At 67.2% G+C, this 26,832-nt stretch carries 27 protein-coding genes; 13 read left to right on the top strand and 14 right to left on the bottom strand.

Going from position 1 to position 26,832, the window contains the following annotated elements; all coding sequences use genetic code 11:
• Positions 1-38: 38 nt before the first annotated feature.
• The 3 genes from FIU88_RS05440 to FIU88_RS05430 form a co-directional block, all read right to left on the bottom strand.
• Complete coding sequence (locus FIU88_RS05440; RefSeq protein WP_016856081.1) at positions 39-1,253, bottom strand: glycosyl transferase; 1,215 nt, start codon at positions 1,251-1,253, stop codon at positions 39-41.
• Entirely contained in the window at positions 1,250-2,167 is a 918-nt protein-coding gene (locus FIU88_RS05435; protein ID WP_152478460.1) for a mannosyl-3-phosphoglycerate phosphatase, read from the bottom strand. Before FIU88_RS05435 ends, FIU88_RS05440 begins: the two co-directional genes overlap by 4 nt.
• Positions 2,168-2,467: 300 nt before the next feature.
• Complete coding sequence (locus FIU88_RS05430; RefSeq protein WP_152478459.1) at positions 2,468-2,974, bottom strand: porin family protein; 507 nt, start codon at positions 2,972-2,974, stop codon at positions 2,468-2,470.
• Positions 2,975-3,185: 211 nt separating this feature from the next.
• Between FIU88_RS05430 and FIU88_RS05425 the strand changes: the two genes are divergently transcribed.
• The gene (locus FIU88_RS05425; RefSeq protein ID WP_152478458.1) at positions 3,186-4,322 is read left to right on the top strand and encodes an aminotransferase class V-fold PLP-dependent enzyme; all 1,137 of its coding nucleotides are present in this window, start codon (positions 3,186-3,188) and stop codon (positions 4,320-4,322) included.
• A gap of 145 nt (positions 4,323-4,467) precedes the next feature.
• Here the strand turns inward: FIU88_RS05425 and FIU88_RS05420 are convergent, their stop codons facing one another.
• The 8 genes from FIU88_RS05420 to FIU88_RS05385 all read right to left on the bottom strand — a co-directional run bounded on the left by FIU88_RS05420 (position 4,468) and on the right by FIU88_RS05385 (position 11,898).
• A complete protein-coding gene (locus FIU88_RS05420; RefSeq protein ID WP_152478457.1) occupies positions 4,468-5,073 on the bottom strand; it encodes a Yip1 family protein in 606 nt (201 codons plus the stop codon).
• A gap of 104 nt (positions 5,074-5,177) precedes the next feature.
• Complete coding sequence (gene cyoE, locus FIU88_RS05415) at positions 5,178-6,080, bottom strand: heme o synthase (protein WP_016856086.1); 903 nt, start codon at positions 6,078-6,080, stop codon at positions 5,178-5,180.
• Positions 6,080-6,409 (bottom strand): cytochrome o ubiquinol oxidase subunit IV, encoded by a 330-nt coding sequence (gene cyoD / locus FIU88_RS05410; protein ID WP_035599463.1) that lies wholly within the window; start codon positions 6,407-6,409, stop codon positions 6,080-6,082. The genes cyoE and cyoD overlap by 1 nt, the downstream gene beginning before the upstream one ends.
• 1 nt (position 6,410) lies before the next feature.
• Positions 6,411-7,025, bottom strand: coding sequence for a cytochrome o ubiquinol oxidase subunit III (locus tag FIU88_RS05405; protein WP_152478456.1), 615 nt, complete (start codon positions 7,023-7,025; stop codon positions 6,411-6,413).
• The gene (cyoB, locus tag FIU88_RS05400) at positions 7,026-9,050 is read right to left on the bottom strand and encodes a cytochrome o ubiquinol oxidase subunit I (RefSeq protein ID WP_152478455.1); all 2,025 of its coding nucleotides are present in this window, start codon (positions 9,048-9,050) and stop codon (positions 7,026-7,028) included.
• A gap of 3 nt (positions 9,051-9,053) precedes the next feature.
• Positions 9,054-10,052 (bottom strand): ubiquinol oxidase subunit II, encoded by a 999-nt coding sequence (cyoA, locus tag FIU88_RS05395; RefSeq protein ID WP_152478454.1) that lies wholly within the window; start codon positions 10,050-10,052, stop codon positions 9,054-9,056.
• A gap of 330 nt (positions 10,053-10,382) precedes the next feature.
• On the bottom strand, positions 10,383-11,063 hold the full coding sequence (locus tag FIU88_RS05390) for a CBS domain-containing protein (RefSeq protein WP_152478453.1): 681 nt from the start codon (positions 11,061-11,063) through the stop codon (positions 10,383-10,385).
• 115 nt (positions 11,064-11,178) lie between these two features.
• Positions 11,179-11,898 (bottom strand): DeoR family transcriptional regulator, encoded by a 720-nt coding sequence (locus FIU88_RS05385; protein ID WP_152478452.1) that lies wholly within the window; start codon positions 11,896-11,898, stop codon positions 11,179-11,181.
• Positions 11,899-12,175: 277 nt separating this feature from the next.
• Here FIU88_RS05385 and FIU88_RS05380 point away from each other — a divergent pair, with 277 nt between their 5' ends.
• The 10 genes from FIU88_RS05380 (at position 12,176) to FIU88_RS05335 (ending at position 20,782) form a co-directional block, all read left to right on the top strand.
• Complete coding sequence (locus FIU88_RS05380) at positions 12,176-13,006, top strand: outer membrane protein OmpK (RefSeq protein WP_152478451.1); 831 nt, start codon at positions 12,176-12,178, stop codon at positions 13,004-13,006.
• Positions 13,007-13,084: 78 nt separating this feature from the next.
• Positions 13,085-14,353: a NupC/NupG family nucleoside CNT transporter gene (locus FIU88_RS05375; RefSeq protein WP_016856094.1), complete on the top strand. Its 1,269-nt coding sequence runs from the start codon at positions 13,085-13,087 to the stop codon at positions 14,351-14,353.
• Positions 14,354-14,425: 72 nt separating this feature from the next.
• On the top strand, positions 14,426-15,208 hold the full coding sequence (gene deoC, locus FIU88_RS05370) for a deoxyribose-phosphate aldolase (protein WP_152478450.1): 783 nt from the start codon (positions 14,426-14,428) through the stop codon (positions 15,206-15,208).
• Positions 15,208-16,536: a thymidine phosphorylase gene (gene deoA, locus FIU88_RS05365; protein ID WP_152478449.1), complete on the top strand. Its 1,329-nt coding sequence runs from the start codon at positions 15,208-15,210 to the stop codon at positions 16,534-16,536. The genes deoC and deoA overlap by 1 nt, the downstream gene beginning before the upstream one ends.
• Positions 16,533-17,744: a phosphopentomutase gene (locus tag FIU88_RS05360; RefSeq protein ID WP_152478448.1), complete on the top strand. Its 1,212-nt coding sequence runs from the start codon at positions 16,533-16,535 to the stop codon at positions 17,742-17,744. The genes deoA and FIU88_RS05360 overlap by 4 nt, the downstream gene beginning before the upstream one ends.
• A gap of 60 nt (positions 17,745-17,804) precedes the next feature.
• Positions 17,805-18,539, top strand: coding sequence for a purine-nucleoside phosphorylase (gene deoD, locus FIU88_RS05355; protein ID WP_016856626.1), 735 nt, complete (start codon positions 17,805-17,807; stop codon positions 18,537-18,539).
• A complete protein-coding gene (gene cdd / locus FIU88_RS05350) occupies positions 18,536-18,955 on the top strand; it encodes a cytidine deaminase (protein ID WP_016856627.1) in 420 nt (139 codons plus the stop codon). Before deoD ends, cdd begins: the two co-directional genes overlap by 4 nt.
• 243 nt (positions 18,956-19,198) lie before the next feature.
• Positions 19,199-19,600 carry a gamma-glutamylcyclotransferase gene (locus FIU88_RS05345; protein ID WP_152478447.1) on the top strand — a complete coding sequence of 134 codons (402 nt, stop codon included), beginning with the start codon at positions 19,199-19,201 and terminating at the stop codon, positions 19,598-19,600.
• 25 nt (positions 19,601-19,625) lie between these two features.
• Positions 19,626-19,946, top strand: coding sequence for a hypothetical protein (locus FIU88_RS05340; protein WP_016856629.1), 321 nt, complete (start codon positions 19,626-19,628; stop codon positions 19,944-19,946).
• A gap of 95 nt (positions 19,947-20,041) precedes the next feature.
• Positions 20,042-20,782 (top strand): dienelactone hydrolase family protein, encoded by a 741-nt coding sequence (locus FIU88_RS05335; protein WP_152478446.1) that lies wholly within the window; start codon positions 20,042-20,044, stop codon positions 20,780-20,782.
• A 130-nt stretch (positions 20,783-20,912) separates the two neighbouring features.
• Here FIU88_RS05335 and FIU88_RS05330 read toward each other — a convergent pair whose 3' ends face one another.
• From FIU88_RS05330 to FIU88_RS05320, 3 genes are all read right to left on the bottom strand, one after another.
• Positions 20,913-21,887: an HNH endonuclease gene (locus FIU88_RS05330; RefSeq protein WP_152478445.1), complete on the bottom strand. Its 975-nt coding sequence runs from the start codon at positions 21,885-21,887 to the stop codon at positions 20,913-20,915.
• A 294-nt stretch (positions 21,888-22,181) separates the two neighbouring features.
• Positions 22,182-22,550, bottom strand: coding sequence for a glutaredoxin domain-containing protein (locus tag FIU88_RS05325; RefSeq protein ID WP_026068636.1), 369 nt, complete (start codon positions 22,548-22,550; stop codon positions 22,182-22,184).
• Positions 22,551-22,710: 160 nt separating this feature from the next.
• On the bottom strand, positions 22,711-24,954 hold the full coding sequence (locus FIU88_RS05320; RefSeq protein WP_083868179.1) for a mechanosensitive ion channel family protein: 2,244 nt from the start codon (positions 24,952-24,954) through the stop codon (positions 22,711-22,713).
• Between the two features lie 162 nt (positions 24,955-25,116).
• Between FIU88_RS05320 and FIU88_RS05315 the strand changes: the two genes are divergently transcribed.
• Both FIU88_RS05315 and FIU88_RS05310 read left to right on the top strand, forming a co-directional pair.
• Positions 25,117-26,112, top strand: coding sequence for an amidoligase family protein (locus FIU88_RS05315; protein ID WP_152478444.1), 996 nt, complete (start codon positions 25,117-25,119; stop codon positions 26,110-26,112).
• Positions 26,109-26,786 carry a gamma-glutamyl-gamma-aminobutyrate hydrolase gene (locus FIU88_RS05310; RefSeq protein ID WP_016856635.1) on the top strand — a complete coding sequence of 226 codons (678 nt, stop codon included), beginning with the start codon at positions 26,109-26,111 and terminating at the stop codon, positions 26,784-26,786. The genes FIU88_RS05315 and FIU88_RS05310 overlap by 4 nt, the downstream gene beginning before the upstream one ends.
• Positions 26,787-26,832: the final 46 nt, after the last annotated feature.

The raw sequence follows: 26,832 nt of genomic DNA, 5'->3' as shown, positions 1-26,832 counted from the left end.
ATGCCTGGGGGCGGTGCTGGTGGCGGCAGGCGGCGGGGTCAGACGGCGTTGTCGGCCTCCACCACCTCGGCCATGCGCGGCAGCAGGTCGGGAATGGCCGCCCGCACCCGGTTCCAGCTGGGGATGAAGGGCCGCTCGCCGGGATTGTCGAGGAACACGCCGCCGGCCTCGAGCAGGTTGGTGGCGAACAGCTCCACCGCCCGCTCCTCGCTGTGTCGGTCGAGGCTCAGGCCGTTCATCCGCGCGTCGTGGTCGTAGGCCTCGATCAGGTCCAGCGCCATGCGGTAGTAGGTGGCCTTGAGGGTGCGGAAGCCCTCGGCGCTGAAGGTCACGCCCTGGGTCGCCAGCTTGCGGTAGAGCGCCTTGGCGATGTCCAGGCTCATGCGGTTGAGTCCGCCGGAGGCGTCCTCCTCGGAGACCGGCTGGTGCTTGTGGTCGTAGCTGTCGGCCAGATCCACCTGGCACAGCCGGCGGGTGGAGTAGTTGCGATGCACCTCGGAGAGCACACCGATCTCGAGCCCCCAGTCGGCGGGGATGCGGATGCCGTCGAGCACCTCGGTGCGCATGGCGAACTCGCCGGAAAGCGCATAGCGATAGCAGTCGAGGTACTCGAGGTACGGCAGCGGCCCGAACATCTGCTTGAGCGCGCGCAGCAGCGGCGTGACCATCAGCCGCGAGACCCGGCCGTTGAGGCGGCCGTCGGCGATGCGCGGGTAGTAGCCCTTGCAGAACTCGTAGTTGAAGTAGGGATGCGCGACCGGGTAGAACAGCCGCGCCAGCATGCCGCGATCGTAGGTGAGGATGTCGCAGTCGTGCAGCGCCACCGCCTCGCTGCGCCCGGAGGCCTGCACGTAGCCGGCGCAGTACCAGACGTTGCGCCCCTTGCCCGGCTGCTGGGGCGCGAGGCCCTGCGCTTCCAGCTCGGCGTCCAGCGCGCGCAGGCCCGGGCCGTCGTTCCACAGGATGCGATGACGCTGGGGCAGCCGCGCGAAGAACTCGCGGGCCCTGCCGAACTGGGCGTGGTCGGCCCGGTCGAGGCCGATCACGATCTCCGAGAGATAGGGCACCTGGGCCAGCTCGTCGACGATGTGCGAGAGCGCCGGCCCCTCCAGCTCGGAGTACAGCGACGGCAGGATCAGGCTCATCGGCCGCTGCGCCGAGAAGCGCACCAGGTCGGCCTCGAGGTCCTCGACCGGCCGGCGAGTGAGATTGTGAAAATCGGTGATGATGCCGTTCTGATGGAAATCACTCATGCGCTGACACTCCCCACGTCGTTGTTGTCGCGGCTGCCGGATGCCGTCAGCGCCGGCGCTTGCCGGCGCCCGCCTCGCCCCCACCAGTAGTCCACGCCCTCGGCCCAGCCGCTCGGGCCGCTTTCCCGGCTGCGGTAGAGCTCGGGCTGTCGCGGCGACACCTCCAGGCCGTGGCAGCCACGGATCACCACCGCCTGATCCACCGCCTCGAGCATGGCGATGTCGTTGGGGCCGTCGCCCAGCGCCAGGGTCTGCGGGCGCACGCCGCGCAGGGCCGTGAAGCGCTCGCTCAGCCAGCTCACCGCCTGGCCCTTGTCGGACTCGCCGGTGGCGTGCCAGAAGCGCCCGCCGCGCACCAGGTGCAGGCCGTCGCCGGCGAGCCCCTGGCGAAAGTCCTCCAGCCGCGCCTCGCTGTCGGCCCAGATCAGCGGCTCGCTGCCCTCGCGCATCCGCGCCAGGCGCGCCTCCTCCTCGCTGAGTCCGGTGAAGGCGACCAGGTCGTCGAGCTGCATCTCGCTCATCGGCGTGAAGCGCACGCCCAGGCGCTCGCGCCACACCGCGAGGCGCTGGCGGATGAAGCCGATGTCCACGCCGAGCGTCTTGATCACCAGTCCGTCGGGGCCGGGCGTGCGCTCCAGGCGGGCGTGGCACCAGGCGGCTGGCAGCCCCACCACCGCACCGTTCTCGGCCACGAAGGGACTGTCGACGAGATTCAGGGCCTGACGCAGGGCCAGCAGCTCGCTGCGGGTCTTGCTGGTCACCGGGATCACCGGCACGCCTTCCTCGCGCAGCCGCGTCAGCCACTCCGCCGCCGGCGACCAGTCATAGGTCTGGTGATCGAGCAACGAGCCATCCAGATCGGTGAAGAGCAGCCTCGGGCCGGGAACGTCGGGGCGGGAGGAGGGAGAGGACATGGCAGCACCTTTCGTGACCTTGTTCGATACGGCTCTGCACGTAACGTGCCAGATCGACCGCAGACGGCGCGATGACGGGGCCGGGCGCCCTCGCTACCGCCCCCTCGCCCGGGCCGCGTGCACCATGAAAAGGCGGGCGCCTCACGAGAGTGCGACATGTCTGCGCCATCAAGGGACATCCCCGGGAGACGCCCCGGCCGCGGTGGCCGAAACGAGCAGCGCCCCCGCTGGCAAGCGGGGGCGCAGTAACGGGGCATCATCCCCGGATCGCGATCTATCGCCGCTCGCTATCCAGCGGCATCAGAAGTGATAGCTGGCCCCGAGGCTCACGGCATCGAAGTCGTAGTTCGATTCGTCGAGATAGCGCATGTAATCGGCGTCCAGCGACAGGTTCGGCATCAGCGCGTAACTGGCGCCCCCACCGTAGGAGACGTCGGTCTCGGAGTCCGCGCCATCGAACTCGACCTCGGTGGCGCCCAGCAGCCCGTAGAGCGTGAAGCTCGAGGTGATCGGCAGCATGCCCTTGGCGTAGCCGCCGGCCAGGTAGTCCAGGTCCAGGCCACCATCGGAGCCGCCGGTGCCGAGATGCCCCTCCAGGGCGAAGTAGTCATTGAAGGCGACGCCGGCGCGCAGACGCAGGCCGGTGCTGTCGCGATCATCGGCGCGGCCATCCGGGTCGAGCTCCCAGAACAGCGCATCGGCGCCGACGTAGGGGCTCGGCTGATAGGTCATGGGGCCGCCCTGGGCGTGGGCGGTGGCGGCGGCCACCAGACAGGCCGCGGCGGCGGAAATCAGCAAGGTCTTCATGAGGCTTCTCCAGTTAGGAAACGATGTTTCCCTGCGTAGACGTCAGTCTGGTACAACGCGGCCCCTTTCGCCACGGCGGGGAATGATCCACGTCAGCGTCGCGGCCCGCCGCTCGCACCCTGGCCTGAAGCCGGGATAGGGAATATCCTCTTCTAACGTGCAAGGCGCCCTCCGCCGCCAGGAGGCAGCGTCCGATAACATGGAGACAGCAATGGCCGGTTTACTGCCCGATGTCGACCCCGATGGACTGCTCGAGTACTCGGTGGTCTACACGGATCGTTCCCTCAACCACATGTCGCAGTGCTTCCAGCAGGTGATGCGCGACATTTCCGCGTCGCTGAAGCGGGTCTATCGCGCGCATTCGACGGTCATCGTTCCCGGCAGCGGCACCTTCGGCATGGAAGCGGTGGCGCGTCAGTTCGCCACCGACCGACGCTGCCTGGTGATCCGCAACGGCTGGTTCAGCTATCGCTGGCACCAGATCCTGGAGCGCGGACACATCCCTTCGGACCTCTATGTGCGCAAGGCCGTGCGCCTGGATGACGACGACCCGACCTCGCCGTTCACGCCGCCCCCCATCGAGGAGGTGCTCGAGGCGATCCAGGACCAGCAGCCCGATCTGGTGTTCGCGCCCCACGTGGAGACCTCGTCCGGCGTGAAACTGCCCGACGACTACATCCGCCGGCTCGCCGAGGCCATCCACGATCAGAACGGCCTGCTGGTGCTCGACTGCATCGCCTCCGGCACCGACTGGGTCGACATGCAGGACACCGGCGTCGACATCCTGATCAGCGCGCCGCAGAAGGGCTGGAGCGGCTCGCCCTGCTGCGCCATGGTGATGATGTCGCGCCTGGCCCGCGACATCATCGAGGAGACCGAGAGCTCGAGCTTCGCCTGTGATCTCAAGAAGTGGCTGTCGATCATGGAGACCTACGAGGCCGGCGGCCACGCCTACCACGCCACCCTGCCCACCGACGCCCTGCGCACCCTGCGCGACGCCGTGGCCGAGGCCGAGGGCTACGGCCTGCAACGGCTCCAGGACGAACAGCTCGAGCTCGGCCGCCGGGCCCGCGAGCTGCTGGCCGAACACGGCTACCGCAGCGTCGCCGCCCCCGGCTTCGAGGCCGCCGGCGTAGTCGTGAGCTACACCAGCGACCCGGATCTGGCGGTCAAGTTCGCCGCCGGCGGCCTGCAGGTCGCCACCGGCGTGCCGCTGATGTGCAACGAGGGTGACGACTTCCGCACCTTCCGCATCGGCCTGTTCGGCTTCGACAAGCTGCACTCGCTCGAGCGCACCCTCTCGGCCCTCGAGCAGGCGATGACCCGCATCGAGACCACCGACGAGTAGTCCGGCTCGGGCCGCCTCGTCGGGCGACGAGCACGGCGGATTCGACTCGAGAAAGACTGCACGAAAAGGGCGGCCCGAGGGCCGCCCTTTTCAGTCCTGAGATGGCTGACGTTCCCGATCCGGTAAGGTGGATGCCGCGGCGGGATCAGCCGATCAGCGAGAGGATGATGCGCTCGCCGTAGCCCCACAGCAGCACGGTGATGCCGAGCAGCGCCTCCAGCACCAGCACCCCGATGGCCAGCGTCACGCTGGAGACGATGAAGCCCTCCTCGGTATCGATGCCGAGGAAGGGCGGGATGCCGAGATAGAGCAGATAGGCCGTGTAGCAGAGCCCGATCACGCCGGCGAGCATGCACAGCCAGATCAGCGGATAGACCGCCACGATGCCACTGACGAACATCGGCGTCGCCACGTAGCCGGCGAACACGATGCACTGGCTCTGGCTCGGCGGCTTGGTGAAGCGCTTGGCCATGTAGCGGATCACCTTGCCGACCGCATAGACGGCCGCCAGGATCACCAGATAGAAGACGATGCCGGCCCCCAGGGCGTCCAGGTAGCCGAGCTGAATGGTCGTGCCCCCACCGAGACTCCACCCCACCTGGGTGGTGCCGATGTAGGAACAGACGACGGGGATGGCTGCCATCAGCAGCACGTGGTGTTCGTAGAGGTGGGTGAGTGTCTCGCGCTCTTCCTTGATCTGCTGCCACTCGCGCTTCGGGTGGGCGAGGATGCCCCAGGCATGTGTCAACATGGCACTCCCTCCTGCCGGGGACGGGCCGGGGTGGCCCGCCACACGATGTGTCTTCACCGGCAAGTATAGGCAGAGACCGGGGAGGTTCCGCCAACGGAAGCGGCTCAGCCCAGGGCGGCCATCAACGGTGTGGTCGGCAGCAGGCTGGATTCCACCGACATCATCACGCTCAGCGCGGTGATGGTGAGGATGGAGAAGCCGAACACGCGCTTCGCCCAACGCTCGGCGTTGGTGGTCCAGTAGCCCTGCATGGCCAGGTACAGCCAGTAGACGCCCATCACCAGTGCCACGGCGAAGTAGCCCGGACCGGCATAGCCGGCCACGCTCAGCGCCAGCGAGGCGAACAGGAAGGCCACCACGTAGCCCAGGATGTAGTGCTTGGCGGTGCTGATGCCGCGCACCACGGGCAGCACGGGAATCTTCGCGGCCTCGTAGTCCTTGAAGCGGAAGATGGCGATGGCGTAGGAGTGCGGCATCTGCCAGATGCAGAAGATCACCAGCAGCGTCAGCGCGCCCATGTCGAACTCGCCGGACACCGCGCAGTAGCCCACCACCGGCGGCATGGCGCCGGAGAAGCTGCCCACGAGGGTCCCGTACTCGGAACGGCGCTTCAGCCACAGGCTGTAGGCGCCGACATAGATGGCGAAGCCGAAGGCCGCCAGGCCCACGGTCACGGCGTTGGTGAACACCGCCAGCAGGGCGAAGCCCGCGACCCCGAGCAGGGTCGCGAAGCGCAGCGTCTCTGCCACCGACAGCCGCCCCTGCACCAGGGGCCGGCTGCGGGTACGCTCCATCACCGCATCGATATCGCGATCGATGACGTTGTTGTAGGCGCACCCGGATGCGATCACCAGGGACAATCCTGCCAGCGTGGCCAGCAGCAGCCAGGGATCGATCTGGCCCTGGGCGGCCAGGAAGAAGCCGCCCAGTACCGAGATGGCGTTGCCGCCGATGATCCCTGGCTTGGTCAGCGCCAGATAGTCCCTACGCCGCGAGGAGGTCGCCATTACCCGATCATCATGTTCAGGTGAAGGTTGTACATGATCCACAGGGAACCTCCAATGACCAGGACCAGGATCGCCACGGTGAAGACGAAGGAGGTGAAGTTCCACCCCTCATCGGTCTTCGTGCTCATGTGCATGAACAGGATCAGCTGCACGAGCACCTGAGCCACGGCGGTGGCCACGATGATCAGCAGTGTAGCCGAGGTCGAGAGCGAGCCGGTCATCACCACCCCGAACGGGATGATGGTCAGCACGATGGACAGGATCAGCCCGATCACATAGGACTTGACGCTGCCGTGGCTATGCTCGGCATGGGAAGCTTGACCGCTCATATCACAGGACTCCCATCAGGTAGACGAAGGAGAAGACGCAGATCCAGACGATGTCCAGGAAGTGCCAGAACAGGCTCAGGCACATGATCCGCGGGCGCGTCATGTCGGTCAGGCCCTTCTGCTGCACCTGGACCAGCATCACCAGGATCCAGATCAGGCCGAAGGTCACGTGCAGGCCGTGGGTACCGACCAGCGTGAAGAAGGCCGACAGGAAGCCGCTGCGATCCGGACCGAAGCCCTCGTGGATCAGGTGCTGGAACTCATAGATCTCCAGGCCGATGAAGCCTGCACCCAGCAGGAAGGTCACGGCGAGCCATGCCTTCACCTTGTTCACCTGGTCGGCGTTCATCGCCAGCACGGCCATGCCGTAGGTGAAACTACTCACCAGCAGCAGGAAGGTGCTGATCAGGATCAGCGGCAGATCGACGATCTCGGCGGGCGTCGGCCCACCGGCCGTGCCCCTGAGGAGCACGGCGTAGGTGGCGAACAGCGACCCGAAGATGATCAGGTCGCTCATCAGGTAGATCCAGAAACCGAAGATCTTGGTGCCCGCGGTATCGTGGTGATCGTGCTCGTGAGCATGATCCCCGTGGTTGCTCAGGGTATCAGTAGACATTTAGGCCTGCCCCCCTACCTGGGATGCATAGGATGAAGACGGCTGAACGCCACGCTCGACGCGCTGACGATGCTCGCGCTCGATGCGCTCGACTTCCGCGGCGGGCACGTAGTAGTCGACGTCCTCGCGGAAGATGCGCGCCATGAAGACCACGAACAGGCCGATGCCGCTGACGATGGCCAGCCACCAGATGTGCCACACCAGGGCGAAGCCGAACACGGTCGAGATCGCGCCCAGCACCGGACCTTCCCAGGTGTTCTTGGGCATGTGGATGTCCTGGTACGGACCTTCGGACAGCGGCGGCTTGCCACCGTTCTCTTCCTTCATGCGCCAGAAGTCATCGACACCCTTGATCTCGGGCAGATGCGCGAAGTTGTAGAACTGCGCCGGAGAGGACGTCGCCCACTCCAGGGTGCGGCCGTCCCACGGATCGCCGGTGACGTCCTGGTTCTGCTTGCGGTCGCGGATGCTGACGTAGAACTGGATCAGGGTGCAGGCGATACCGCACAGGATGATGACGGCACCCACCCAGGCGACGATCATCAGCGGCTGCCAGTCACCGTTCTCGTAGGACTGCATGCGACGCACGGCACCGAAGAAGCTCAGCACGTACAGCGGCACGAAGGCCACGTAGAAACCGACCAGCCAGCACCAGAAGGAACGCTTGCCCCACTTCTCGTTGAGGGTGAAGCCGAAGGCCTTCGGGAACCAGTAGGTCAGACCCGCCAGCATGCCGAACACCACGCCGCCGATGATGACGTTGTGGAAGTGGGCGATGACGAACAGGCTGTTGTGCAGCACGAAGTTGGCCGCCGGGATGGACAGCATCACACCGGTCATGCCACCGAGGGAGAAGGTGATGATGAAGCCCAGGGTCCACAGTACCGGCGAGGTGAACTCGATCCGGCCGCGGTACATGGTGAACAGCCAGTTGAAGATCTTCACGCCGGTCGGGATGGCGATGATCATCGTCATGATGCCGAAGAAGGCATTGACGTTGGCGCCCGCGCCCATGGTGAAGAAGTGGTGCAGCCAGACGATGAACGACAGCACGGTGATGGCGACGGTCGCCCACACCATGGTGCCGTAGCCGAACAGACGCTTGCGTGCGAAGGTCGCGATGACCTCGGAGAACACGCCGAAGGCCGGCAGGATCAGGATGTACACCTCAGGATGGCCCCAGGCCCAGATGAGGTTGACGTACATCATCATGTTGCCACCGAGATCGGTGGTGAAGAAGTTCATGCCCAGGTAACGATCCAGGGTCAGCAGCGCGATGGTGGCGGTCAGGATCGGGAAAGAGGCGATGATCAGGACGTTCGCGCACAGCGAGGTCCAGGTGAAGATGGGCATCCGGAACAGGGTCATGCCCTTGGTGCGCATCTTGATGATGGTGACGAAGAAGTTGATACCGGTCAGGGTCGTGCCGATACCCGATATCTGCAGCGCCCAGATCCAGTAATCCACGCCGACCCCGGGACTGTAATCCGATCCCGATAGTGGCGCGTAGGCCAGCCAGCCGGTCTTGGCGAACTCGCCGACCAGCAGGGAAACGTTGACCAGGATCACGCCCGCCGCGAACAGCCAGAAGCTCAGGTTGTTCAGGAACGGGAAGGCCACGTCGCGCGCGCCGATCTGCAGCGGCACCACCAGGTTCATCAGACCGATGACCATGGGCATGGCGACGAAGAAGATCATGATCACGCCGTGGGCGGTGAAGATCTGGTCATAGTGCGAAGGCGGCAGATAGCCCTCGGCCCCACCTGACGCCATCGCCAGCTGGGTACGCATCATGATCGCATCGGCGAAGCCGCGCAGCAGCATCACCAGCGCCACCACGAAGTACATGATGCCGAGTTTCTTGTGGTCGATGGAGGTCAACCACTCGCGCCACAGATAGCCCCACTTCTTGAAGTAGGTCAGACCACCCACCACGACGGCACCACCGATGGCGATCGCAATCGCGACCACCATGATGATCGGCTCGTCGTAGGGAATCGAGTCCAGTGTCAGTTTTCCGAACATGGTTTACTCCGCTGCCTCCGCGCTCATGGGCGTGCCGTGAGACTCGGCTGATTCGCCGTGGCCTTCGTCGTCATGACCAGCAGCGTGACCGAAGCCTTCGGCGTAGCTGTCGGCATACTCGGCCATACGTTCTTCGTGGTCGCCGCCGGCAAGGAAGCTCTTGATGATGCTCTCGTAGAGAGAGGGGGATACCTCGGAGAAATACTCGATCTCGTTGTCCTCGGACGGCGCAGCGAGCTCGTTGTATTCCGCGGGATAGGTCAGTGACTCGGAAGATTCACGCACCTTCTCGACCCAGGCCTCGAACTCCTCCTGGGAACCCACATGGGCGTCGAAGGTCATGCCCGAGAAGCCCGCACCACTGTAGTTGGTGGAACGACCGGGATAGATACCCTCTTCGTCGGCGACCAGGTGAACGTCGTTGTCCATGCCGGCCATGGCATAGATCTGGCTACCCAGACGCGGAATGAAGAAGGAGTTCATCACGGAGCCGGAGGTGACCCGGAAGTGAACCGGGGTATCCGCGGGGAAGGCCAGCTCGTTGACGGTGGCGACGCCCTGCTCGGGATAGATGAACAGCCACTTCCAATCCAGCGATACGGCCTGGATCTCGATGGGGTCCTGCTGTTCTGCGGTCGGCTCGATGGGCTTGTGCGGGTCAAGGCTGTGCGAGGTGTACCAGGTCAGAACGGCCAGGAACACGATGATCACACAGGGGATGAACCACACGACCGCCTCGATCAGATTGGAATGGTGCCAATCCGGGCGGTAGGAGGCTTCGCGGTTGCTGCGGCGATAGCGCCAGGCGAAGAGCAGCGTCATCACGATCACGGGAATGACCACGATCTGCATCAGACCGAAGGACGTGAGGATCAGGGTACGCTGTTCTTCCCCGATCTGGCCCTTCGGGTCCAGCAGTGCCGAGCTGCACCCCGCCAGCAACAGGGGCAACACCGCCAGCAGCAAGACTCCGAGCTTGCGCAGGGGGGGAGTTCGATTCATGTTTCGACCTCGTCAGGCTTGGCGACAGGATAAATCCTGCTGACTAGTAGCAAGCTACACAGAAACCGAGACCTGTCCTGCGCCGGTTGACCCATGACCGCAGCAAAGGCTAACCATCGTGGAAAGGGCTCGGCTCACTCATGGCCACACCCCCGCGAACGCCATTGTGAGGCGCGCGAGAAAGGGTCCGGCCGCGGGGAACGTATTGTGTAGTAAACGAGGAAAGGAGGAAAGGGACGATTTGCCGCAGCGTGTCGCACCGGCGATGGCGCCGGCGCGGGAAGGAAAGTCCGGGTCGCCGTCAGAGCAACCCGGGCGTGATCAATGGCCTCAGTAGCCGCCCATGCCGCGCGGCATGAAGCCGATGTGGTTCTCCACCGAGCGGGCGCCCGGGGCGTTTTCCGCCGCGACCTGCACGGCGAGGCGCTGATCCTCGCTGTCGACCAGCCCCCACAGCTGAACCCGCCCCTCGCTGACGATGACGTTGAGCCGTTCGACCATCACCCCGGTGTGTTGTTCCACTTCCTTGAGAATCGCATCGCGAATCTCGCGATCCTCGACGCTGGCCGCGACGCCGGGGTCCGCCACCGAGAAGCCGCGCAGCAGATTGGCCCGGCTGACGATACCCACCAGCCGGCCGTCGCGCACCACCGGCACCCGCTTGATGCGTCGTTTCTCGAGCAGCCGCGCGATCTCCTGCACCGGCGTGCCCTCGTCGATGGTGACCGGCTCGCGGGTCATGATCTCATGCGCCAGCCGGCCATGGGTCTTGACGTATTCGCCGGGATCGCCGACCTCGAACATGCGCAGCCACCAGGCCTTGTCGCGCCGATCGTCCTCGGCGCGGCGAATCAGGTCGCCCTCGCTGACGATGCCCAGCACCCGTTCGTCCTCGTCGACGACCGGCACGGCGCTGATGCCGTGCTCCAGCAGCAGGCTGGCGATCTCGCGCACCTCGCTGTTCGGCGACACGGTGATCACATGGGGCGTCATGACATCTGCGGCGCGCATGGCAATACCTCCAAGGCGGTGAAGATCGACGCGAGGCCAGCCCTCGCCCTCTCAACATAGCAACTCCCCGCCGCCCGACCTTGACCGCGGACAAGTCTCGGTGTCGCCCGCGCCGTCAGTCGTCGAGCCACTGCTCGGCGATCACCTCGTCGACCTCATCGAGGCCGGCGAAGCGCGCCGGGCGCACCAGCCCCCGCTTGCTGTCGTCCACCACCAGGAACCGCCGCTGGGCGGTGGCGATGGCGGCCTGCTTGGGCGCCACCTCGTGGAAGTGGAAGCAGCTCAGTCCCTGGCGCTCGTCCACGCCGGCCGCGGTCAGAAACGCCTTGTTGAGGCCGAAGCCGCGGATAGACTCACCGATGTCGTCGCTGGAGAACGAGCACGACGAGGCGTGGTAGACCCCGCCCAGCAGCCACAGCCGCACCCCCGGGCGCTTGCTGACCGCCTCGGCGATGTTGAGCGCATAGGTCACCACCGTCAGCGACATGTCGTCGGGCAGGCCGGCCGCCAGCGGCGTCAGGGTCGTGCCGCAGTCGATGAACAGGGTGTCGCCCTCCTCCAGGGTCGCCAGTGCCCGCTGGCACAGCCGCCGCTTGGCCTCGGCGTTGCGGTCGCGCTGCACGGCCAGGTCATAGACCGGCGCGTGGCGCGGATCGCTGGCCAGCATCAGATGGCCGCCGATCAGCACCAGGCTGCCGTCCGAGCCCGCCAGGTCCCGGCGAATGGTCATCTCCGACACCTCGCACAGCGCCGCCGCCTCGGCCAGGCGCAGGCTGCCGCCCTGCCCCAGCGCCCGCTGCAGGCGCAGCAGCCGCCCTTCACTTCGTTCGTTCAACGCCTCTCCCTCTTCGCCCTGTTTCACACCCCGAAGCGGCGTTCGCCGTATCGGCTCCCTGAATCCGCGTCGCTCCCGCATGCCGGGGGTTGCGACGCCAAATGTGATTAAAATAACATAGCCATGTTACCCAAATAACAAACACGCCGCTCGCCATCCCGTTCGCCCGTCATGACCGGGCCCATGCCCCCAGTCGACGTGAGCGACAGCCTGGCGCGCCCCCGGCGCCTCACCCGACAACAACCGCGACCAACAACATTCAGAGAGCCGACTCCCCATGCCGATTTCCCTCGCTCCCCGTCACAGCGTCTCCCTGGCCGGCCTGCTGCTGGGCGCCACCGCCCTGCCCGCCGTCGCATCCGACGACGCCGCCTCGGCCCTCAGCCCGCAGTGGTCGTTCGCCAACGCCTCGGTCAACTACCTCGACTGGTCCGACGGCACCGAAGAGCGCACCGCCACCAACGCCGCCAAGGGCGACTTCTTCTACCTCGAGCTCGAAGGCGGCGTCGGCTTCGACTGGGGCGAATTCTACGGCTTCTACGACTTCGAGAACCCGCAGAACGAGACCAGCGAGGAAGACGGCCGCGACAACCGCCGCAGCGCCGCCAAGGTCACCTCGCACCTCTATCTCGGCGACACGCCCTTCTCGCTGTACTTCCACGTCTACGATTTCCGCGACTACGGTTACGATAGCGAGGAGCAGGATCGCGTGGCCGGCCTCGGCTATCGCCACACCTTCGCGGGCGGCCTGTGGTTCAAGCCGTTCATCGGCAAGGCCTGGGTCGAGAGCGGGAGCGGCGCCTACAGCGGCGAGAACGGCTACATGGCCGGTTGGGTGCTGGGCTACGACTTCCAGGCCTTCGGCGAGGCCTTCAGCCTGACCAACTGGCACGAGCAGACCTTCGAGCGCGACGACGAGTACCTGCGCGAGAACTACGTCAACGGCCCGGCCGGCGAGCTGGGCACCAACGGCGCCGTGGCGCTGTGGTGGCACCCGATCGAGGAGATCACCACCGGCGTGCAGTATCGCTACTCGAACAACAAGCTGGGCACCGCCGATGACTACCAGAATGCGATGATCTATACCCTCAAGGTCAACTTCCTGTAACCTGCCGCGCCTCTTGACCCATCGCCGGCCTCGAGGCGCGACGCGCGCGCCTCTGCCATCAACCACAAGGACATCCCCATGACCTTGCTCATGAGCCTGATCGGTATCGCGACGCTGATCGCCATCGCCGTGCTCTTCTCCAGCAATCGCCGCGCGATCCGCCTGCGCACCGTGGGCGGCGCCTTCGCCATCCAGGCCGGCATCGGCGCCTTCGTGCTCTACGTGCCGGCCGGGCAGGAAGTGCTCGCCACCGTCTCCGAGGCCGTCAGTCAGGTGGTGCTCTACGCCAACGACGGCATCGACTTCGTGTTCGGCGGCCTGGCCAACGCCGAGTCCTCCGGCTTCATCTTCGCCATCAAGGTGCTGCCGGTCATCATCTTCTTCTCCTCGCTGACCGCGGTGCTCTACTACCTGGGCATCATGCAGTGGGTGATCCGCCTGCTCGGCGGCGCGCTGCAGAAGGCGCTCGGCACCTCGCGCACCGAGTCGCTCTCGGCCACCGCCAACATCTTCGTCGGCCAGACCGAAGCCCCGCTGGTGGTGCGGCCCTTCATCGCCAAGATGACCCAGTCGCAGCTGTTCGCGGTGATGTGCGGCGGCCTGGCCTCGGTGGCCGGCTCGGTCATGGCCGGCTATGCCGCGCTGGGCATTCCCATGGAATACCTGGTGGCCGCCTCCTTCATGTCCGCCCCGGGCGGGCTGCTGTTCGCCAAGCTGCTGCTGCCCGAGACCGAGGAGCCCGAGGACAGCGTCTCCGCCGCCGAGGAGCGCCTCGACGAGGAAGAGAACCATCCCAGCAACGTGCTCGATGCCGCCGCCTCCGGCGCCAGCTCCGGCCTGATGCTGGCGGCCAACGTCGGCGCCATGCTGCTGGCCTTCATCGGCCTGATCGCGCTGCTCAACGGCATCCTGGGGGGCATCGGCGGCTGGTTCGGCTTCGACTCGCTGAGCCTCGAGCTGCTGCTCGGCTGGCTGTTCTCGCCGCTGGCCTTCCTGCTCGGCGTGCCCTGGAGCGAGGCCACCCTGGCCGGCTCCTTCATCGGCCAGAAGCTGGTGGTCAACGAGTTCGTCGCCTATATCAACCTCGCCCCCTACCTGAGCGGCGACCAGATGGTCGCGGCCACCGGCGAGGCGCTGTCCGACCACTCCGCGGCCATCCTGTCCTTCGCCCTGTGCGGCTTCGCCAACCTGTCGTCGATCGCCATCCTGCTCGGCGGCCTCGGCACCATCGCCCCCAGCCGGCGCCACGATATCGCCCGCCTGGGCCTCAAGGCCGTGCTCGCGGGTACCCTTTCCAACCTGATGTCCGCTACCCTTGCCGGCTTCTTCATCGCCCTCGGGGCATGAACCGGCGACACCGCGGCCCGCTCGGCCGCGGTGTCATTCTTACTCCAGGCCCCTTTCCTACAGGACCACGACATGACCGATCTGCAACGCGTTGCCCGCCAGGCCCTGCCGCTGCTGGACCTCACCAGCCTCAACGACGACGACACCGATGCCACCGTCGAAGGCCTGTGTCAGCGCGCCAAGACGCCGATGGGCAACCCGGCGGCGATCTGCATCTACCCGCAGTTCATCGTCCCGGCCCGCCGTGCGCTGACCGCCCACCGCCTGAACGACAGCGTCAAGATCGCCACCGTCACCAACTTCCCCGACGGCGGCGACGACGTCATGCGCGCCGCCCGCGCCACCCGCGAGGCCGTGGCCTCCGGCGCCGACGAGGTCGATGTGGTCTTCCCCTACCGCGCGCTGATGGCCGGCGACGAAGGCGTCTGCCAGGACCTGGTCGAGATGAGCAAGGCCGCCTGCGGCGACGCCACCCTCAAGGTCATCCTCGAGACCGGCGAGCTGAAGGATCCGGCGCTGATCCGCCGCGCCGCCGAGCTGGCCGTGGAAGGCGGCGCCGACTTCCTCAAGACCTCCACCGGCAAGGTCGAGGTCAACGCCACCCTGGAAGCCGCCGAGATCCTGCTCGAGGTGATCCGCGACAGCGGCCGCGACATCGGCTTCAAGGCCGCCGGCGGCGTGCGCACCACCGAGGATGCCGCGGCCTACCTGCAGCTCGCCGAGCGCATCATGGGCGCCGGCTGGATCTCCCCGGCCCACTTCCGCTTCGGCGCCTCCGGCCTGCTCGACGACCTGCTGATGAACCTCGGCGCCTTCGACGCCCCGGCCGCCGACGGCGACGAGGACGACTACTGATGCTTCCCCAGGAAGCCATTCGCACCAAGCGCGACGGGCGGCCGCTGCCGCCCGACGCCATCCGCGAGCTGGTTTCCGGCATCGCCGACGGCGGCCTGTCGGACGCCCAGGTCGGCGCCCTGGCCATGGCCATCTATCTGCAGGGCATGGACGACGCCGAGACGGTGGCCCTCACCGAGGCCACCCGCGACTCCGGCGAGGTGCTCGACTGGTCCGGGCTCGACCTGCCCGGCCCGGTGCTCGACAAGCACTCCACCGGCGGCGTCGGCGACCTGGTCTCGCTGGTGCTCGGCCCATGGGTCGCCGCCTGCGGCGGCCACGTGCCGATGATCTCCGGGCGCGGCCTCGGCCACACCGGCGGCACCCTCGACAAGCTCGAGGCCATCCCCGGCTATTCGGTCACCCCGGACACCGCCACCTTCCGCCGCCTGGTGAAGGACGCGGGCGTGGCGATCATCGGCCAGACCGGCAGCCTGGCCCCGGCCGACAAGCGCCTCTACGCGGTGCGCGACGTCACCGCCACCGTGGAGTCGCTGCCGCTGATCGTGGCCTCGATCCTGGGCAAGAAGCTCGCCTGCGGCCTCGACGCCCTGGTGATGGACGTCAAGGTCGGCAGCGGTGCCTTCATGCCCACGCCGGAGGCCTCCCGCGAGCTGGCCGAGGCCATCGCCACGGTGGCGAGCCGCGCCGGCACGCCGACCACCGCGCTGCTGACCGACATGAGCCAGCCGCTGGCGCCCTGTGCCGGCAGCGCCGTGGAGGTGCGCGAGGCACTGGCGGTGCTGACCGGGGAGCGCCGCGGCGGCCGCCTGCTCGAGGTCACCCGCACCCTGGCCGCGGAGATGCTGCTGGCCGGCGGCCTGGCCGCCGACCGCGACGCGGCGCTCACCCGGCTCGACGAGCGGCTGGCCTCCGGCGCCGCCGCCGAGCGCTTCGCGCGCATGGTGGCCGGCCTCGGCGGCCCGAGCGACCTGCTCGAGCGCGCCGACGCCCACCTGCCCGCCGCGCCGGTGGTGCGCGAGGTCCGCGCCGCGCGCGCGGGCCATCTCGGCGCCATCGACACCCGTGCCGTGGGCATGGCGGTGGTCGAGCTCGGCGGCGGGCGTCGTCATCCGGCGGACGCCATCGACCCGGCCGTCGGCCTGAGCGACATCGCCGAGCTGGGCGCGGCCGTCGCCGCCGGCCAGCCGCTGGCGCGCATCCACGCTCGCAGCGAGGCCGACGCCGAGCGCGCCGAGGCCCGGCTGCGCGACGCCCTCACGCTGAGTGACGCGCCCTGCCCCGCGCCACCACTGATTCAGGACACCATCCGTCGGGAGGTCCCATGACCCGCGCCATCGTGCTCGTTCTCGATTCCTTCGGCCTCGGCGCCACTCCGGACGCCGAGGCCTTCGGCGACGCCGGCGCCGACACCCTGGGCCATATCGCCCGGGAGTGCGCCGATTCCACCACGCGCGGCCCGCTCGCGCTGCCGAACCTCGGCCGGCTGGGGCTGTTCCACGCCCACCACGAGAGCACCGGCGCCTGGGCCGACGGCGTCACTCCGCCGCAGGGCGTCGACGGCGCCTACGGCGTGGCCAGGGAAATCTCCTCCGGCAAGGACACGCCCTCCGGCCACTGGGAGATCGCCGGCGTGCCGGTGCGCTTCGAGTGGGGCTACTTCAGCGACCGCGAGCACAGCTTCCCGCCCGAGCTGCTCGAGGCGCTGGTGCGCGAGGCCGACCTGCCCGGCGTGATCGGCGACTGCCACGCCTCCGGCACCGAGATCATCGCCCGGCTCGGCGAGGAGCACGTCGCCAGCGGCAAGCCGATCGTCTACACCTCGGCGGACTCGGTGTTCCAGATCGCCGCCCACGAGGACGCCTTCGGCCTCGAGCGCCTCTATGCGCTGTGCGAGACCGCCCGCCGGCTGCTCGAGCCCTACAACATCGGCCGAGTGATCGCGCGGCCCTTCACGGGCGAGAGTGCCGACGACTTCGCCCGCACCGCCAACCGCCGCGACTACAGCGTCGAGCCGCCCGCGCCCACGGTGCTGCAGAAGCTGCACGACGACGGCGGCGAGGTGGTGGCGATCGGCAAGATCGCCGACATCTACGCCCACTGCGGCATCTCGCGCACCCTCAAGGCCAGCGGCCACGACGCCCTGTTCGACGCCACCCTCGACGCGATGGCCGAGGCCGGCGACCGCTCGCTGATCATGACCAACTTCGTCGACTTCGACATGGTCTACGGCCACCGCCGCGACGTGGCCGGCTACGCCGCCGCCCTGGAGGCCTTCGACGCCCGCCTGCCCGAGCTGCTGGCGCGCCTCGAGGACGACGACCTGCTGATCCTCACCGCCGACCACGGCTGCGATCCGACCTGGCCCGGCAGCGATCACACCCGCGAGCACATCCCGGTGCTGGCCAGCGGCGCCGGCCTCGCGCCCGGCTCGCTGGGCGTGCGCGAGAGCTTCGCCGACATCGGCCAGAGCCTGGCCGCGCACCTCGGCCTGGCGCCCATGGACGACGGCACGAGCTTCCTGCCGGCAAGTTAATCGACGTCCGACCAGGCCCCGGGCCGACGACACTCGGATCAAAGACCAAGGAGACCGAACATGGCCACCCCGCATATCAAGGCCGAACGCGGCGACTTCGCCGACACCGTGCTGATGCCCGGCGACCCGCTGCGCGCCAGGTACATCGCCGAGACCTTCCTCGACAACGCCCGTCAGGTGAACGACGTGCGCAACATGTATGGCTACACCGGCACCTACAAGGGCCGCGAGATCTCGGTGATGGGCCATGGCATGGGCATCCCCTCGGTGTCGATCTACGCCAAGGAGCTGATCACCGAGTTCGGCGTGAAGAGCCTGATCCGCGTCGGCTCCTGCGGCGCGGTGCGCGACGACGTGAAGGTGCGCGACGTGGTCATCGGCCAGGGCGCCTGCACCGACTCCGGCGTCAACCGCACCCGCTTCCTCGGCAACGACTTCGCCGCCATCGCCGACTTCGAGCTGACCCGCCACGCGGTGGACGCCGCCGCGGCCCAGGGCGTGCCGGTCAAGGTCGGCAACATCTTCTCCGCGGACCTGTTCTACGACCCGCGCCCCGAGATGATCGACCTGATGCGCCGCTACGGCATCGTCGGCGTGGAGATGGAGGCCGCCGGCCTCTATGGCGTGGCCGCCGAGTTCGGCGCCCGGGCCGCCACCATCTGCACGGTCTCCGACCACATCGTGCGCGGCGACTCGCTCTCCAGCGACGAGCGCGCCACCACCTTCGACGAGATGATGACCGTCGCCCTGGACAGCGTGCTGCGCGACGACGCCGCCCGGGAGGCCCAGGCATGAGCGAGGTCCAGCCCGATATCGTCGAGGCGCTGATCGACGTGCGCGACCGCGCCTACGCGCCCTACTCGAACCATCCGGTGGGCGCGCTGATCGTCAGCGAGAGCGGCACCCGCTACGTCGGCGCCAACGTCGAGGTCGCCCACTACAAGGGCATCTGCGCCGAGGCCTCGGCCATCGCCACCATGGCCAGCGCCGGCGAGCGCGAGCTGCGCGAGGTCTACGTGATCGGCCCGGGCGAGCACCTGTGCACGCCCTGCGGCGACTGCCGCCAACGCATCCGCGAGTTTGCCACCCCCGAGACCCTGATCCGCGTGGTCGACGCCCAGGGCACGCTGCTGCGCCGCTACACCATGGACCAGCTGCTGCCCGACTCCTTCGGCCCCGAGAACCTGGGCCGCGACTCGGCGATGGATTGAGGCACGGCCTCCCATGACCGCTCGCCCCAACGCCCCGCCATCGTGCGGGGCGTTTTTCGATCTCCCATTGCCAGCAGTAAGGGGCGCCGGAGACAGCTCGTAGCGGGGGTTTTTGCCAGGGATGGCAAAAGTAGCGCCCAGGGATGGGTTCACAGCGCCCCGCGTAGGGCTGTCGCCGGATCAGCCCCGAGCGACGACCTTTGGTAAACTGTCCGACCGCCAAATGCGGAGAGGACAGCCCATATGAAAAGCCCCGCCATCGCCATCGAGCGCACGCCCCTGGTCGCCGTCTACGGCACCCTGAAACGCGGCCTGCGCAATCACCACTGGCTGAACGGCGCCGAGTTCGTGGGCACGGACCTGCTCACCGACGTCACCCTGTTCGACCTCGGCCCCTACCCCGGCGCCCGGCTCGAACCCTCCCGGGGCATCGAGATCGAGGTGTTCCGCGTCGATGCCGCGGGGCTCAAGGAGCTCGACGTGCTCGAGGACTACCGCGTGCGCCAGCCGGCGAGCGGCACCTACGACCGGGTCGTGCACGCGACCGCCTTCGGCCCGGCCTGGCTGTATCTCTACAATCGCGACGTCGCCGGCTGCCCCGCGATTCGCGAGGGCGGCTGGCAGCCCCGCCGGTCCCATATCTGACCCCACGCCACACGAGGAACCCGCGATGGGCCGACTTCTCTCCCTGATCGTGATCGCCGCGCTGGCCTACGGCGGGCTCTACGTCACCTACGGCATGGCCGTGAAGAAACACGTGACCCAGGCGCTGACCGACATGGGCCTCACCGCCGTGGAAGTGGACGGCGTCAGCTACGATGTGCTGGCACCGCTCGGCACCGAGGCCGAGGTCACCGCCGACGTGCACTACCGCGGCGCGGCCGCCGGCATCGACCTGACCGTGCACGGCCACCCGCTGTTCTCCGAGGAAACCCGCCTCGAGCTCGGCGGCCTGCAGGCGCTGCGGCTGACCATCGGCGGCGGGCAGTAACCGGCTGATTCAAAGGAACTTTCGTATCCGTATCGCGTCTCGACAGGCACGCCTTTCCGACGCTGTGACATCCTCAATCGATCCAGGGAGCCCTCATGTCCCGCGCCCTCGACCTTCCCGCCGCCGACGGCACCATCGACGCCCATGTCTTCACGCCCGAGAACGCCACGGGCCCGCTGCCGGCCGTGGTGCTGCTCACCGATATCGGCGGCCTGCGCCCCTGCTATCACGAGAAGGCCCAGCGCATCGCCGACGCCGGCTACGCCGTGCTGATGCCCAACATCTACTACCGTGACGCGGCCGGCGAGATCGTGCCGGCGGGCCAGTCGTTCCGCGACCCGGACGTGCGCCCGACGCTGGTCGACTACGCCGGCCAGCTGACGCCCGAGGCGCAGTCCCGCGACTTTACCGCCTGGCTCGCAGGCATCGACGCCGCGCCGGAATTCGCCGGGGGCAGGGTCGCCGTGGTGGGCTACTGCCTCACCGGCGCCTTCGCGCTGCGCATGGCGGCGGAACACCCCGAGCGCATCGCCGCCGCGGCCGGCTTCCACTCCGCCAACCTGGCGAAGGCCGACGACGAGCACGCGCCGATAAACGTGGTAGGGAACATCGCAGGCCGCGTCTACTTCGGCCACGCCGACAAGGACGAGCTGCTGCCCGCCGACCAGATCGCCCGCATGGACGAGGCCCTGGCCAGCGCCGGCGTGCACTTCACCACCGAGCTCTACCGAAGCGCCGCGCACGGCTTCACCGCCAAGGACGCACCCTCGTACAACGCAGAGGCCGACGAGCTGCACTACAAGCGGCTGCTGACGCTGCTGGAGGAAACGCTGTAAGGCGGCATTCCACGCTGACCGTTATCAGCCTCGAGGAATTGGGGCTGATCGCCCGGCTCACGCGCCGGTTTGGAGCCGCGAAGCGGCGGAAAATCGGTCGCTGTGCAGCCGATTGTTAACACCAATCCGATCAGATGCGTGGTGGTAAAATTTCGCTATAGCCCTGTAGATCCTCTTGGAGAGGAAAGACCATTCTCTTGGTATACCGCCTAGTTGCATGCTCAATTGATAGCCCAAGAATAGTCATTCTCGATGCACCTGTTCCAAGAGATATTCCCGTCCCTTCAAGAGCCAAACCTTTACCACCAACCATGCGGACAGCTTTCAAGACTGGCTCCTGTACCCCAATGGAGTCCACCTTGACGCCAACATCCGCAGCGTCACATTCAAATCGTTCCAGCCCGATTGAATATTCAGCGTCAGCTTCAACCCTTCCAACTTCGAGCGACCCTTTTCTTAGCCTTAAAAATGCGCTCCTCGTTCTCATATCGAGGCGCTCAACCACTATTTTATTTGGTGGTTCAACAATCAATTTAAGAGCAATTTTTCCTGGTGCGGACCGGATAATTATTTCCTTTCCTTCAACTTTCATATCCCAAACGTCCGGTCGCCCCGACCAGACGTTCCGATCGATACGGAAAAGCTCTTCTCCATTTTCGTCTGAGAATTCGCCCGAAATCGTTGGAAACGACATTCCATCTTCTGGCGGCTCAATGGCGAGAACCGCATCACCATCTATTTCGATCAAAGTTCTCGCACCGTTAAAAATGCTAGAACCAAGAACCACGGTCAGGCGTTGGCTGTCCAGAATAAGATCATCAAAAGGTCGTTTGATATTCGCATCGGCCTGAACTTTCTCGTACTGACGACGGACGCTAGCTTTGGATATTTGGCCTTTCGTCACCTTATCGTGGCAACGTCCACATAAAAGGCACATGTGGTCACTGCTGTGCTCTATAGCATCGTTAAACTCGGGAATAATGTGTTCATATTGGTAGATCGCAGATCGGCAAAAAACACAACCGAACTTTGAGCGCACTCGGATATCCCTTTCGACATCGGCGGGGATATAGCGGGAGAGTCCATGCTTGTTTTTATTGCTCAAACTCAACTCTCCAGTGTTAACAGGTATTAGATAGCCGACTTATTTATCGACTTGAACGCGCCGGCACGTTCATCCGTGTTATCCAGCCCGTCTGATGCGCCCAACCCACTGATTTTCATGCATATGAATGACAATTAGGCGTCATAACACCGATCATCGTGCCGTCCACCTTTCACGTCCTTTCCTTCAGCCTGCCACTAAATTAGCTGAGGATCTAGCGTGGTATGAGCGCCATTGAGCGGGGAACAGGCGCGGTGGGGAGGACCGCTGGGCGTATCGAGACAAAACACCGCCCTACTCCCCGAAGTGGCGCCTCAGATAATCGATGATGCGCTGGGCGTTGTAGAGCCAGCGCTCCTCGCCGGAGGCCTCGCGGATATAGAGGCACGGCACCTGGAGCTTGCCGCCCTGCTCCTTCAGCGTCTGGCCGTGCTCGGGGTCGAGGCGGGCGTCGCGGGTCTCGATCGAGAGCCCCAGGCGGGTGATCTCGCGGCGCACGCGGATGCACTCGGGCTCGCTCCAGAACTGGTAGAGCGCCAGCGCCTCGCAGGCCTCGTCCACCTCGGCCTGCTGCGCCTCGTCCCGGGCGACCTCGCGGCTGGTGCCGAGCTTGTCGGCCACCCACACCACCGGCGCCAGCAATGTCTGGATCAGCGTTCGCATGATGTTCTCCTCCTGGCATCAGGATCGGGCGCCAGCCGCCGATGCCCCATGGTTGCCTCACGCGTCGGCGCGCCTGCCGTGGCCGAGGCGTCCGGCTTTACGCTAGCACACCGCCGGCCTTGCCGGGCTCCCGCTTCGAGCATAGGAGGCAACGAGGGCCCTAGCCCGGATCGGGCGAGCCGCCGCTGGCGCTGGTCTGGCGATGGGGATCGGCGACGCCGGCCTCGCCGGGCTCGCGCCCGGCGGCATCGTGCTGCTCGCCCCAGTCGGCGCTGCCGTCCAGCCGGCCGCCGCCATGCCCTTCCATGCTGACGCTCAGGCGCGGCACGCCCAGGTCCACGCCCTGCTCTTCCATGCGCCGCTTGAGCAGCAGGTTGAAGGCGCGCGCCACGTCCCACTGCATCTCCGGCGCGGTGCGGAAACGCATGCGCAGCAGCGGGCAGCCGTCCTCGAAGGCGTGGATGCCCTGCATCTCCAGCGGCGACCAGATGTAGTGGCGCATCATCGGGTCCTGGCGCAGCGCCTGGGCGGTCTCCTGCATCAGCGAGATGGCGTCGTCGATCTTCATGTTGTAGGGAATGCGGATCTTCATCAGCGCGATGCCGAACTGGCGCGACATGTTGTGGATCGAGTCGATGCGGCTGAAGGTGATGATGTGCACGATGCCGTCCAGGTCGCGCAGCTTCACGGTGCGCAGCGTCAGCCCCTCGACGGTGCCCATGTGGCCGTTGATCTGCACGAAGTCCTCCACCGCCAGCGAGTCCTCGATGAGGATGAAGATGCCGGTGATCAGGTCCTGCACCAGGGTCTGGGCGCCGAAGCCGATCGCCAGGCCGATCACACCGGCACCGGCCAGCAGCGGCGTGACGTTCACGCCCAGGTTGGCCAGTCCGACGATGGAGGCGATGATCACGATGGTGGCGAAGATGATGTTGCGGATCATCGGCGTGATGGTCTGGGCGCGGGCCTGATTGACCCGCCGCCCGCGGGCCCGCGCCGAGGAGGCCAGCGCCCGCTGGATGGCGGTGTCGGCGAAGATCCAGGCCAGCCAGGCCAGCAGCACGGTGAAGCCGATGCCTAGCAGCGCCTGGCCGATGCGCACGCTGGCCACGCCCTGCTGGCCGATGCCGATCAGCGAGCCGCCCCACACCTGCAGGAACAGCTCGGCGAAGGTGATCCAGGCGACGACGTGGGCCAGGGTGTAGCCGAAGCGCTCCAGGCGGCGGCGATACTCGCGACGGAAGCGGCGCTTGGTGCGGCGCTCGGAGTGGCGGCGGATCAGCCCGGCCACCACCAGGGTCAGCACCAGCAGCGACGCCGAGACGATGGAGCGCGCCAGCGCCGTGGCCACGTCGCCGCCGGTGACGAAGATCGCCACCAGCGAGCCGCCCACCAGCAACAGGGCGGGAATGTGCCACAGCCCGCCCACGGTGCGGGCCATGTCGGCGGCGCTGCTGCTGTCGCGGCGGTGCTTGTAGGAGCGGTTGCGGATCAGATGCGTGATCGGGCGCTTGAAGCGGATCACGAAGCGCCCGCTGAGCAAGGCCGCCAGCACGTTGGCGATCACCGACAGCAGGTTGGCCAGGTCGAGGCCGAGCGACACGGTGATGCGCGTGGAGTTCAGCGCATCGCCCAGGGCGATCAGCGCGCCGATCACGAACAGCGGGCGCAGCGCCTGATGCTGGAGGATCTGCACGGCCACGAAGCGATGGCCGCGGGTGAACACCGAGATCACCGTCTCCACCACCACCGACAGGGTGCGTCCGCACAGCGAGATGTAGGCGATCACCAGCGCCCCGGTGCGCCCGGCGCTCTCCGGCACCAGCTGGGCCACGCCCAGCGCCAGCACGAAGGCCAGCCCCCAGGGCAGCAGGCGGCGCAGGAAGTGGATCGCCAGCAGCGCCCCCTTGGGCTCGCGGGGCAGGTCCAGCGGCCAGCCGCGCCGCTGCGCCAGCCGCCGCCCCAGCGCGATCAGGATCACCAGCAGGCCGGTCCAGATGCCGACCAACACCGCCATCTCGACCACGAAGTTGAGCAGCGCGCCGTCGCCGGTGCGCACCACCAGCTCGGTGAAGTCCGTCCAGCCCTCGCGGAACTGGCGCTGCCAGTCGTTGAACGGCGAGCGGCCGGACTCGGCCTGCTCGCCCAGCTCGTTGAAGGTGTCGGCCAGCGCCCCCAGCAGCCCCTGCTGCCCGGCGATGCCCTCCTCCTCGGCCACCTCGCTGTTGGCGGTGCGCAGCGACTCCAGGCTCTGCAGCAGCTGGTCGCGCCGGTTCTCGTCTTCCAGCGTGGTGATGATGCGGTCGAGCGCCTGCTGCAGGGCCTCGGGATCGGGCTCCTGTTCGCTGCCCTGCTCCTGCCCCCCGCCCAGGGCGGAGATCGGCAGCGACTGGGCGGCCGCCATCAGCGGCAGAAGAAGCAGCGAGAGCAGCAGCAGGCCCCGCAGGGCGAACGAAAAGTGGCGAGGCGCGCGTGGCAACGTGAGTCTCCGTACGTTGGGTGACCGCAATATCAGAATCCCTGGCAGCAATGTTAGGCTGCCGATACCGTCACACAGGATGCCGTCATGACGCCGCAACCGCCACCCGTACCCGACAATGCCGAGGGAAGGCCCCGCCGGGTCGGAGTCGAGATCGAGTTCGCCGGCCTGCCGCCGCGAGACACCGCCAACCTGGTCAAGGAGCTGTTCGGCGGCGAGGTCGAGGTGCTGAGCCCCCATCGCCTGAAGGTCACCGACACCCGCTGGGGGGAGTTCGGCATCGAGCTGGACACCCAGTACGCCCACCCGGACGCCGAGCGCGTCGACCCCGAGGCCTGCAAGGACAGCGAATGGGAGCGCATGCGCCAGGAGTTCCACCGGCGCACCCGGGAGCTGATCGGCGATGTGGTCACGGGCCTGGTGCCCACCGAGATCGTCTGCCCGCCGGTGCCCTGGGACGAGCTCGACCAGCTCGATGCGCTGTTCGAGGCGCTGCGCCAGCGCGGCGCCAAGGGCACCGAGGCCAGCCTGCTCTACGGCTTCGGCCTGCACCTCAACCCCGAGGCGCCGGGCCTGAACGTCGAGAGCCTGCTGGCCCATCTGCGCGCCTATCTGCTCAGCGCCCGCTGGCTGCGCGAGCAGATCCGGGTCGACATCACCCGGGAAGTGCTGCCCCACGCCAACCCCTTCCCGCGGCCCTATGCGCTCAAGGTGCTCGATCCCGACTACGCGCCGGACCTCGAGACGCTGATCGACGACTATCTCGAGTACAACCCGACCCGCAATCGCGAGCTCGACCTGCTGCCGCTGTTCGCCCACCTGCATCCCGAGCATCCCCACGAGCTGCTCGGCGATCACCTGGTCAAGCCGCGGCCGACCTATCACTACCGGCTGCCCAACGCCCAGCTCTCCGAGTCCGGCTGGGGCGCCGTCCAGGAGTGGAATCGCTGGCTCGAGGTGGAGACGCTGGCCGCCTCGCCGGAGACGCTGGCCGAGCGTGGCGCCCAGTATCTGGCCCGCCACCGCCCGGCCTGGCCGGTGCGGCTGTGGCAATCGCTGCGCCGGAGGCTCGGGCAGTCATGAGGCAGAGCCAGCGCCCGCTGATCGGCATCACCACCTCCGACCGCAAGAGCCGCATCGCCTGGTGGTTCGACTGGTTCGCCGTGTGGCGTCACGGCGGCCGCCCGCTGCGGCTGTCGCCCTCGCGCCCGCGGCCCGAGACGCTCGATGGCCTGATCATCGGCGGCGGCGACGACATCGAGGCCCACCACTACGGCGGCGAGATCCAGCTCGACGTGCGCGTCGACCCCGAACGCGACCGGCTCGAGCTGGCGCTGCTCGAACGCTTCATTCCCGCCGACACCCCGGTGCTCGGCATCTGCCGCGGCGCCCAGCTGATCAACGTGCACCAGGGCGGCACCCTGGACCCGGACATCTACACCACCAACGAGGGGCTCAAGCGACGGCGCACCGTGCTGCCGCGCAAGACGGTGGACATCGTCGGCGACAGCCGGCTCTACCGCATCCTCCGCGTGACCTGGTGTCGCATCAACAGCCTGCACCACCAGGCGGTGCAGGAGACGGGCCAGGGCATCGAGATCGTCGCCCGCGACCGCGACGGCCTGGTGCAGGCCATCGAGTCCCGCGAGCACGACTTCCTGATCGGCGTGCAGTGGCATCCGGAGTGGCTGATCTTCAATCGCCCCCAGCAGCGGCTGATCCGCGCCCTGGTGGACGCCGCCCGCCGGGCCCGCTGATCTCCCCCGCCAGCTTGGCTGGTGCCCAAACGACGCGAGGCCACCC

Source organism: Halomonas sp. THAF12 (genome assembly GCF_009363675.1).
Lineage (GTDB): Bacteria > Pseudomonadota > Gammaproteobacteria > Pseudomonadales > Halomonadaceae > Halomonas > Halomonas smyrnensis.
This window is presented reverse-complemented; position numbering and strand designations above follow the sequence as displayed.

Excerpts from the sequence above, each read along its gene's own strand:
- FIU88_RS05440 (WP_016856081.1), bottom strand. The coding sequence starts at position 1,253 with ATGAGTGATTTCCATCAGAACGGCATCATCACCGATTTTCACAATCTC.
- FIU88_RS05435 (WP_152478460.1), bottom strand. The coding sequence starts at position 2,167 with ATGTCCTCTCCCTCCTCCCGCCCCGACGTTCCCGGCCCGAGGCTGCTC.
- FIU88_RS05430 (WP_152478459.1), bottom strand. The coding sequence starts at position 2,974 with ATGAAGACCTTGCTGATTTCCGCCGCCGCGGCCTGTCTGGTGGCCGCC.
- FIU88_RS05425 (WP_152478458.1), top strand. The coding sequence starts at position 3,186 with ATGGCCGGTTTACTGCCCGATGTCGACCCCGATGGACTGCTCGAGTAC.
- FIU88_RS05420 (WP_152478457.1), bottom strand. The coding sequence starts at position 5,073 with ATGTTGACACATGCCTGGGGCATCCTCGCCCACCCGAAGCGCGAGTGG.
- cyoE (WP_016856086.1), bottom strand. The coding sequence starts at position 6,080 with ATGGCGACCTCCTCGCGGCGTAGGGACTATCTGGCGCTGACCAAGCCA.
- cyoD (WP_035599463.1), bottom strand. The coding sequence starts at position 6,409 with ATGAGCGGTCAAGCTTCCCATGCCGAGCATAGCCACGGCAGCGTCAAG.
- FIU88_RS05405 (WP_152478456.1), bottom strand. The coding sequence starts at position 7,025 with ATGTCTACTGATACCCTGAGCAACCACGGGGATCATGCTCACGAGCAC.
- cyoB (WP_152478455.1), bottom strand. The coding sequence starts at position 9,050 with ATGTTCGGAAAACTGACACTGGACTCGATTCCCTACGACGAGCCGATC.
- cyoA (WP_152478454.1), bottom strand. The coding sequence starts at position 10,052 with ATGAATCGAACTCCCCCCCTGCGCAAGCTCGGAGTCTTGCTGCTGGCG.
- FIU88_RS05390 (WP_152478453.1), bottom strand. The coding sequence starts at position 11,063 with ATGCGCGCCGCAGATGTCATGACGCCCCATGTGATCACCGTGTCGCCG.
- FIU88_RS05380 (WP_152478451.1), top strand. The coding sequence starts at position 12,176 with ATGCCGATTTCCCTCGCTCCCCGTCACAGCGTCTCCCTGGCCGGCCTG.
- FIU88_RS05375 (WP_016856094.1), top strand. The coding sequence starts at position 13,085 with ATGACCTTGCTCATGAGCCTGATCGGTATCGCGACGCTGATCGCCATC.
- deoC (WP_152478450.1), top strand. The coding sequence starts at position 14,426 with ATGACCGATCTGCAACGCGTTGCCCGCCAGGCCCTGCCGCTGCTGGAC.
- deoA (WP_152478449.1), top strand. The coding sequence starts at position 15,208 with ATGCTTCCCCAGGAAGCCATTCGCACCAAGCGCGACGGGCGGCCGCTG.
- FIU88_RS05360 (WP_152478448.1), top strand. The coding sequence starts at position 16,533 with ATGACCCGCGCCATCGTGCTCGTTCTCGATTCCTTCGGCCTCGGCGCC.
- deoD (WP_016856626.1), top strand. The coding sequence starts at position 17,805 with ATGGCCACCCCGCATATCAAGGCCGAACGCGGCGACTTCGCCGACACC.
- cdd (WP_016856627.1), top strand. The coding sequence starts at position 18,536 with ATGAGCGAGGTCCAGCCCGATATCGTCGAGGCGCTGATCGACGTGCGC.
- FIU88_RS05345 (WP_152478447.1), top strand. The coding sequence starts at position 19,199 with ATGAAAAGCCCCGCCATCGCCATCGAGCGCACGCCCCTGGTCGCCGTC.
- FIU88_RS05340 (WP_016856629.1), top strand. The coding sequence starts at position 19,626 with ATGGGCCGACTTCTCTCCCTGATCGTGATCGCCGCGCTGGCCTACGGC.
- FIU88_RS05335 (WP_152478446.1), top strand. The coding sequence starts at position 20,042 with ATGTCCCGCGCCCTCGACCTTCCCGCCGCCGACGGCACCATCGACGCC.
- FIU88_RS05325 (WP_026068636.1), bottom strand. The coding sequence starts at position 22,550 with ATGCGAACGCTGATCCAGACATTGCTGGCGCCGGTGGTGTGGGTGGCC.
- FIU88_RS05320 (WP_083868179.1), bottom strand. The coding sequence starts at position 24,954 with ATGGCGGCCGCCCAGTCGCTGCCGATCTCCGCCCTGGGCGGGGGGCAG.
- FIU88_RS05315 (WP_152478444.1), top strand. The coding sequence starts at position 25,117 with ATGACGCCGCAACCGCCACCCGTACCCGACAATGCCGAGGGAAGGCCC.
- FIU88_RS05310 (WP_016856635.1), top strand. The coding sequence starts at position 26,109 with ATGAGGCAGAGCCAGCGCCCGCTGATCGGCATCACCACCTCCGACCGC.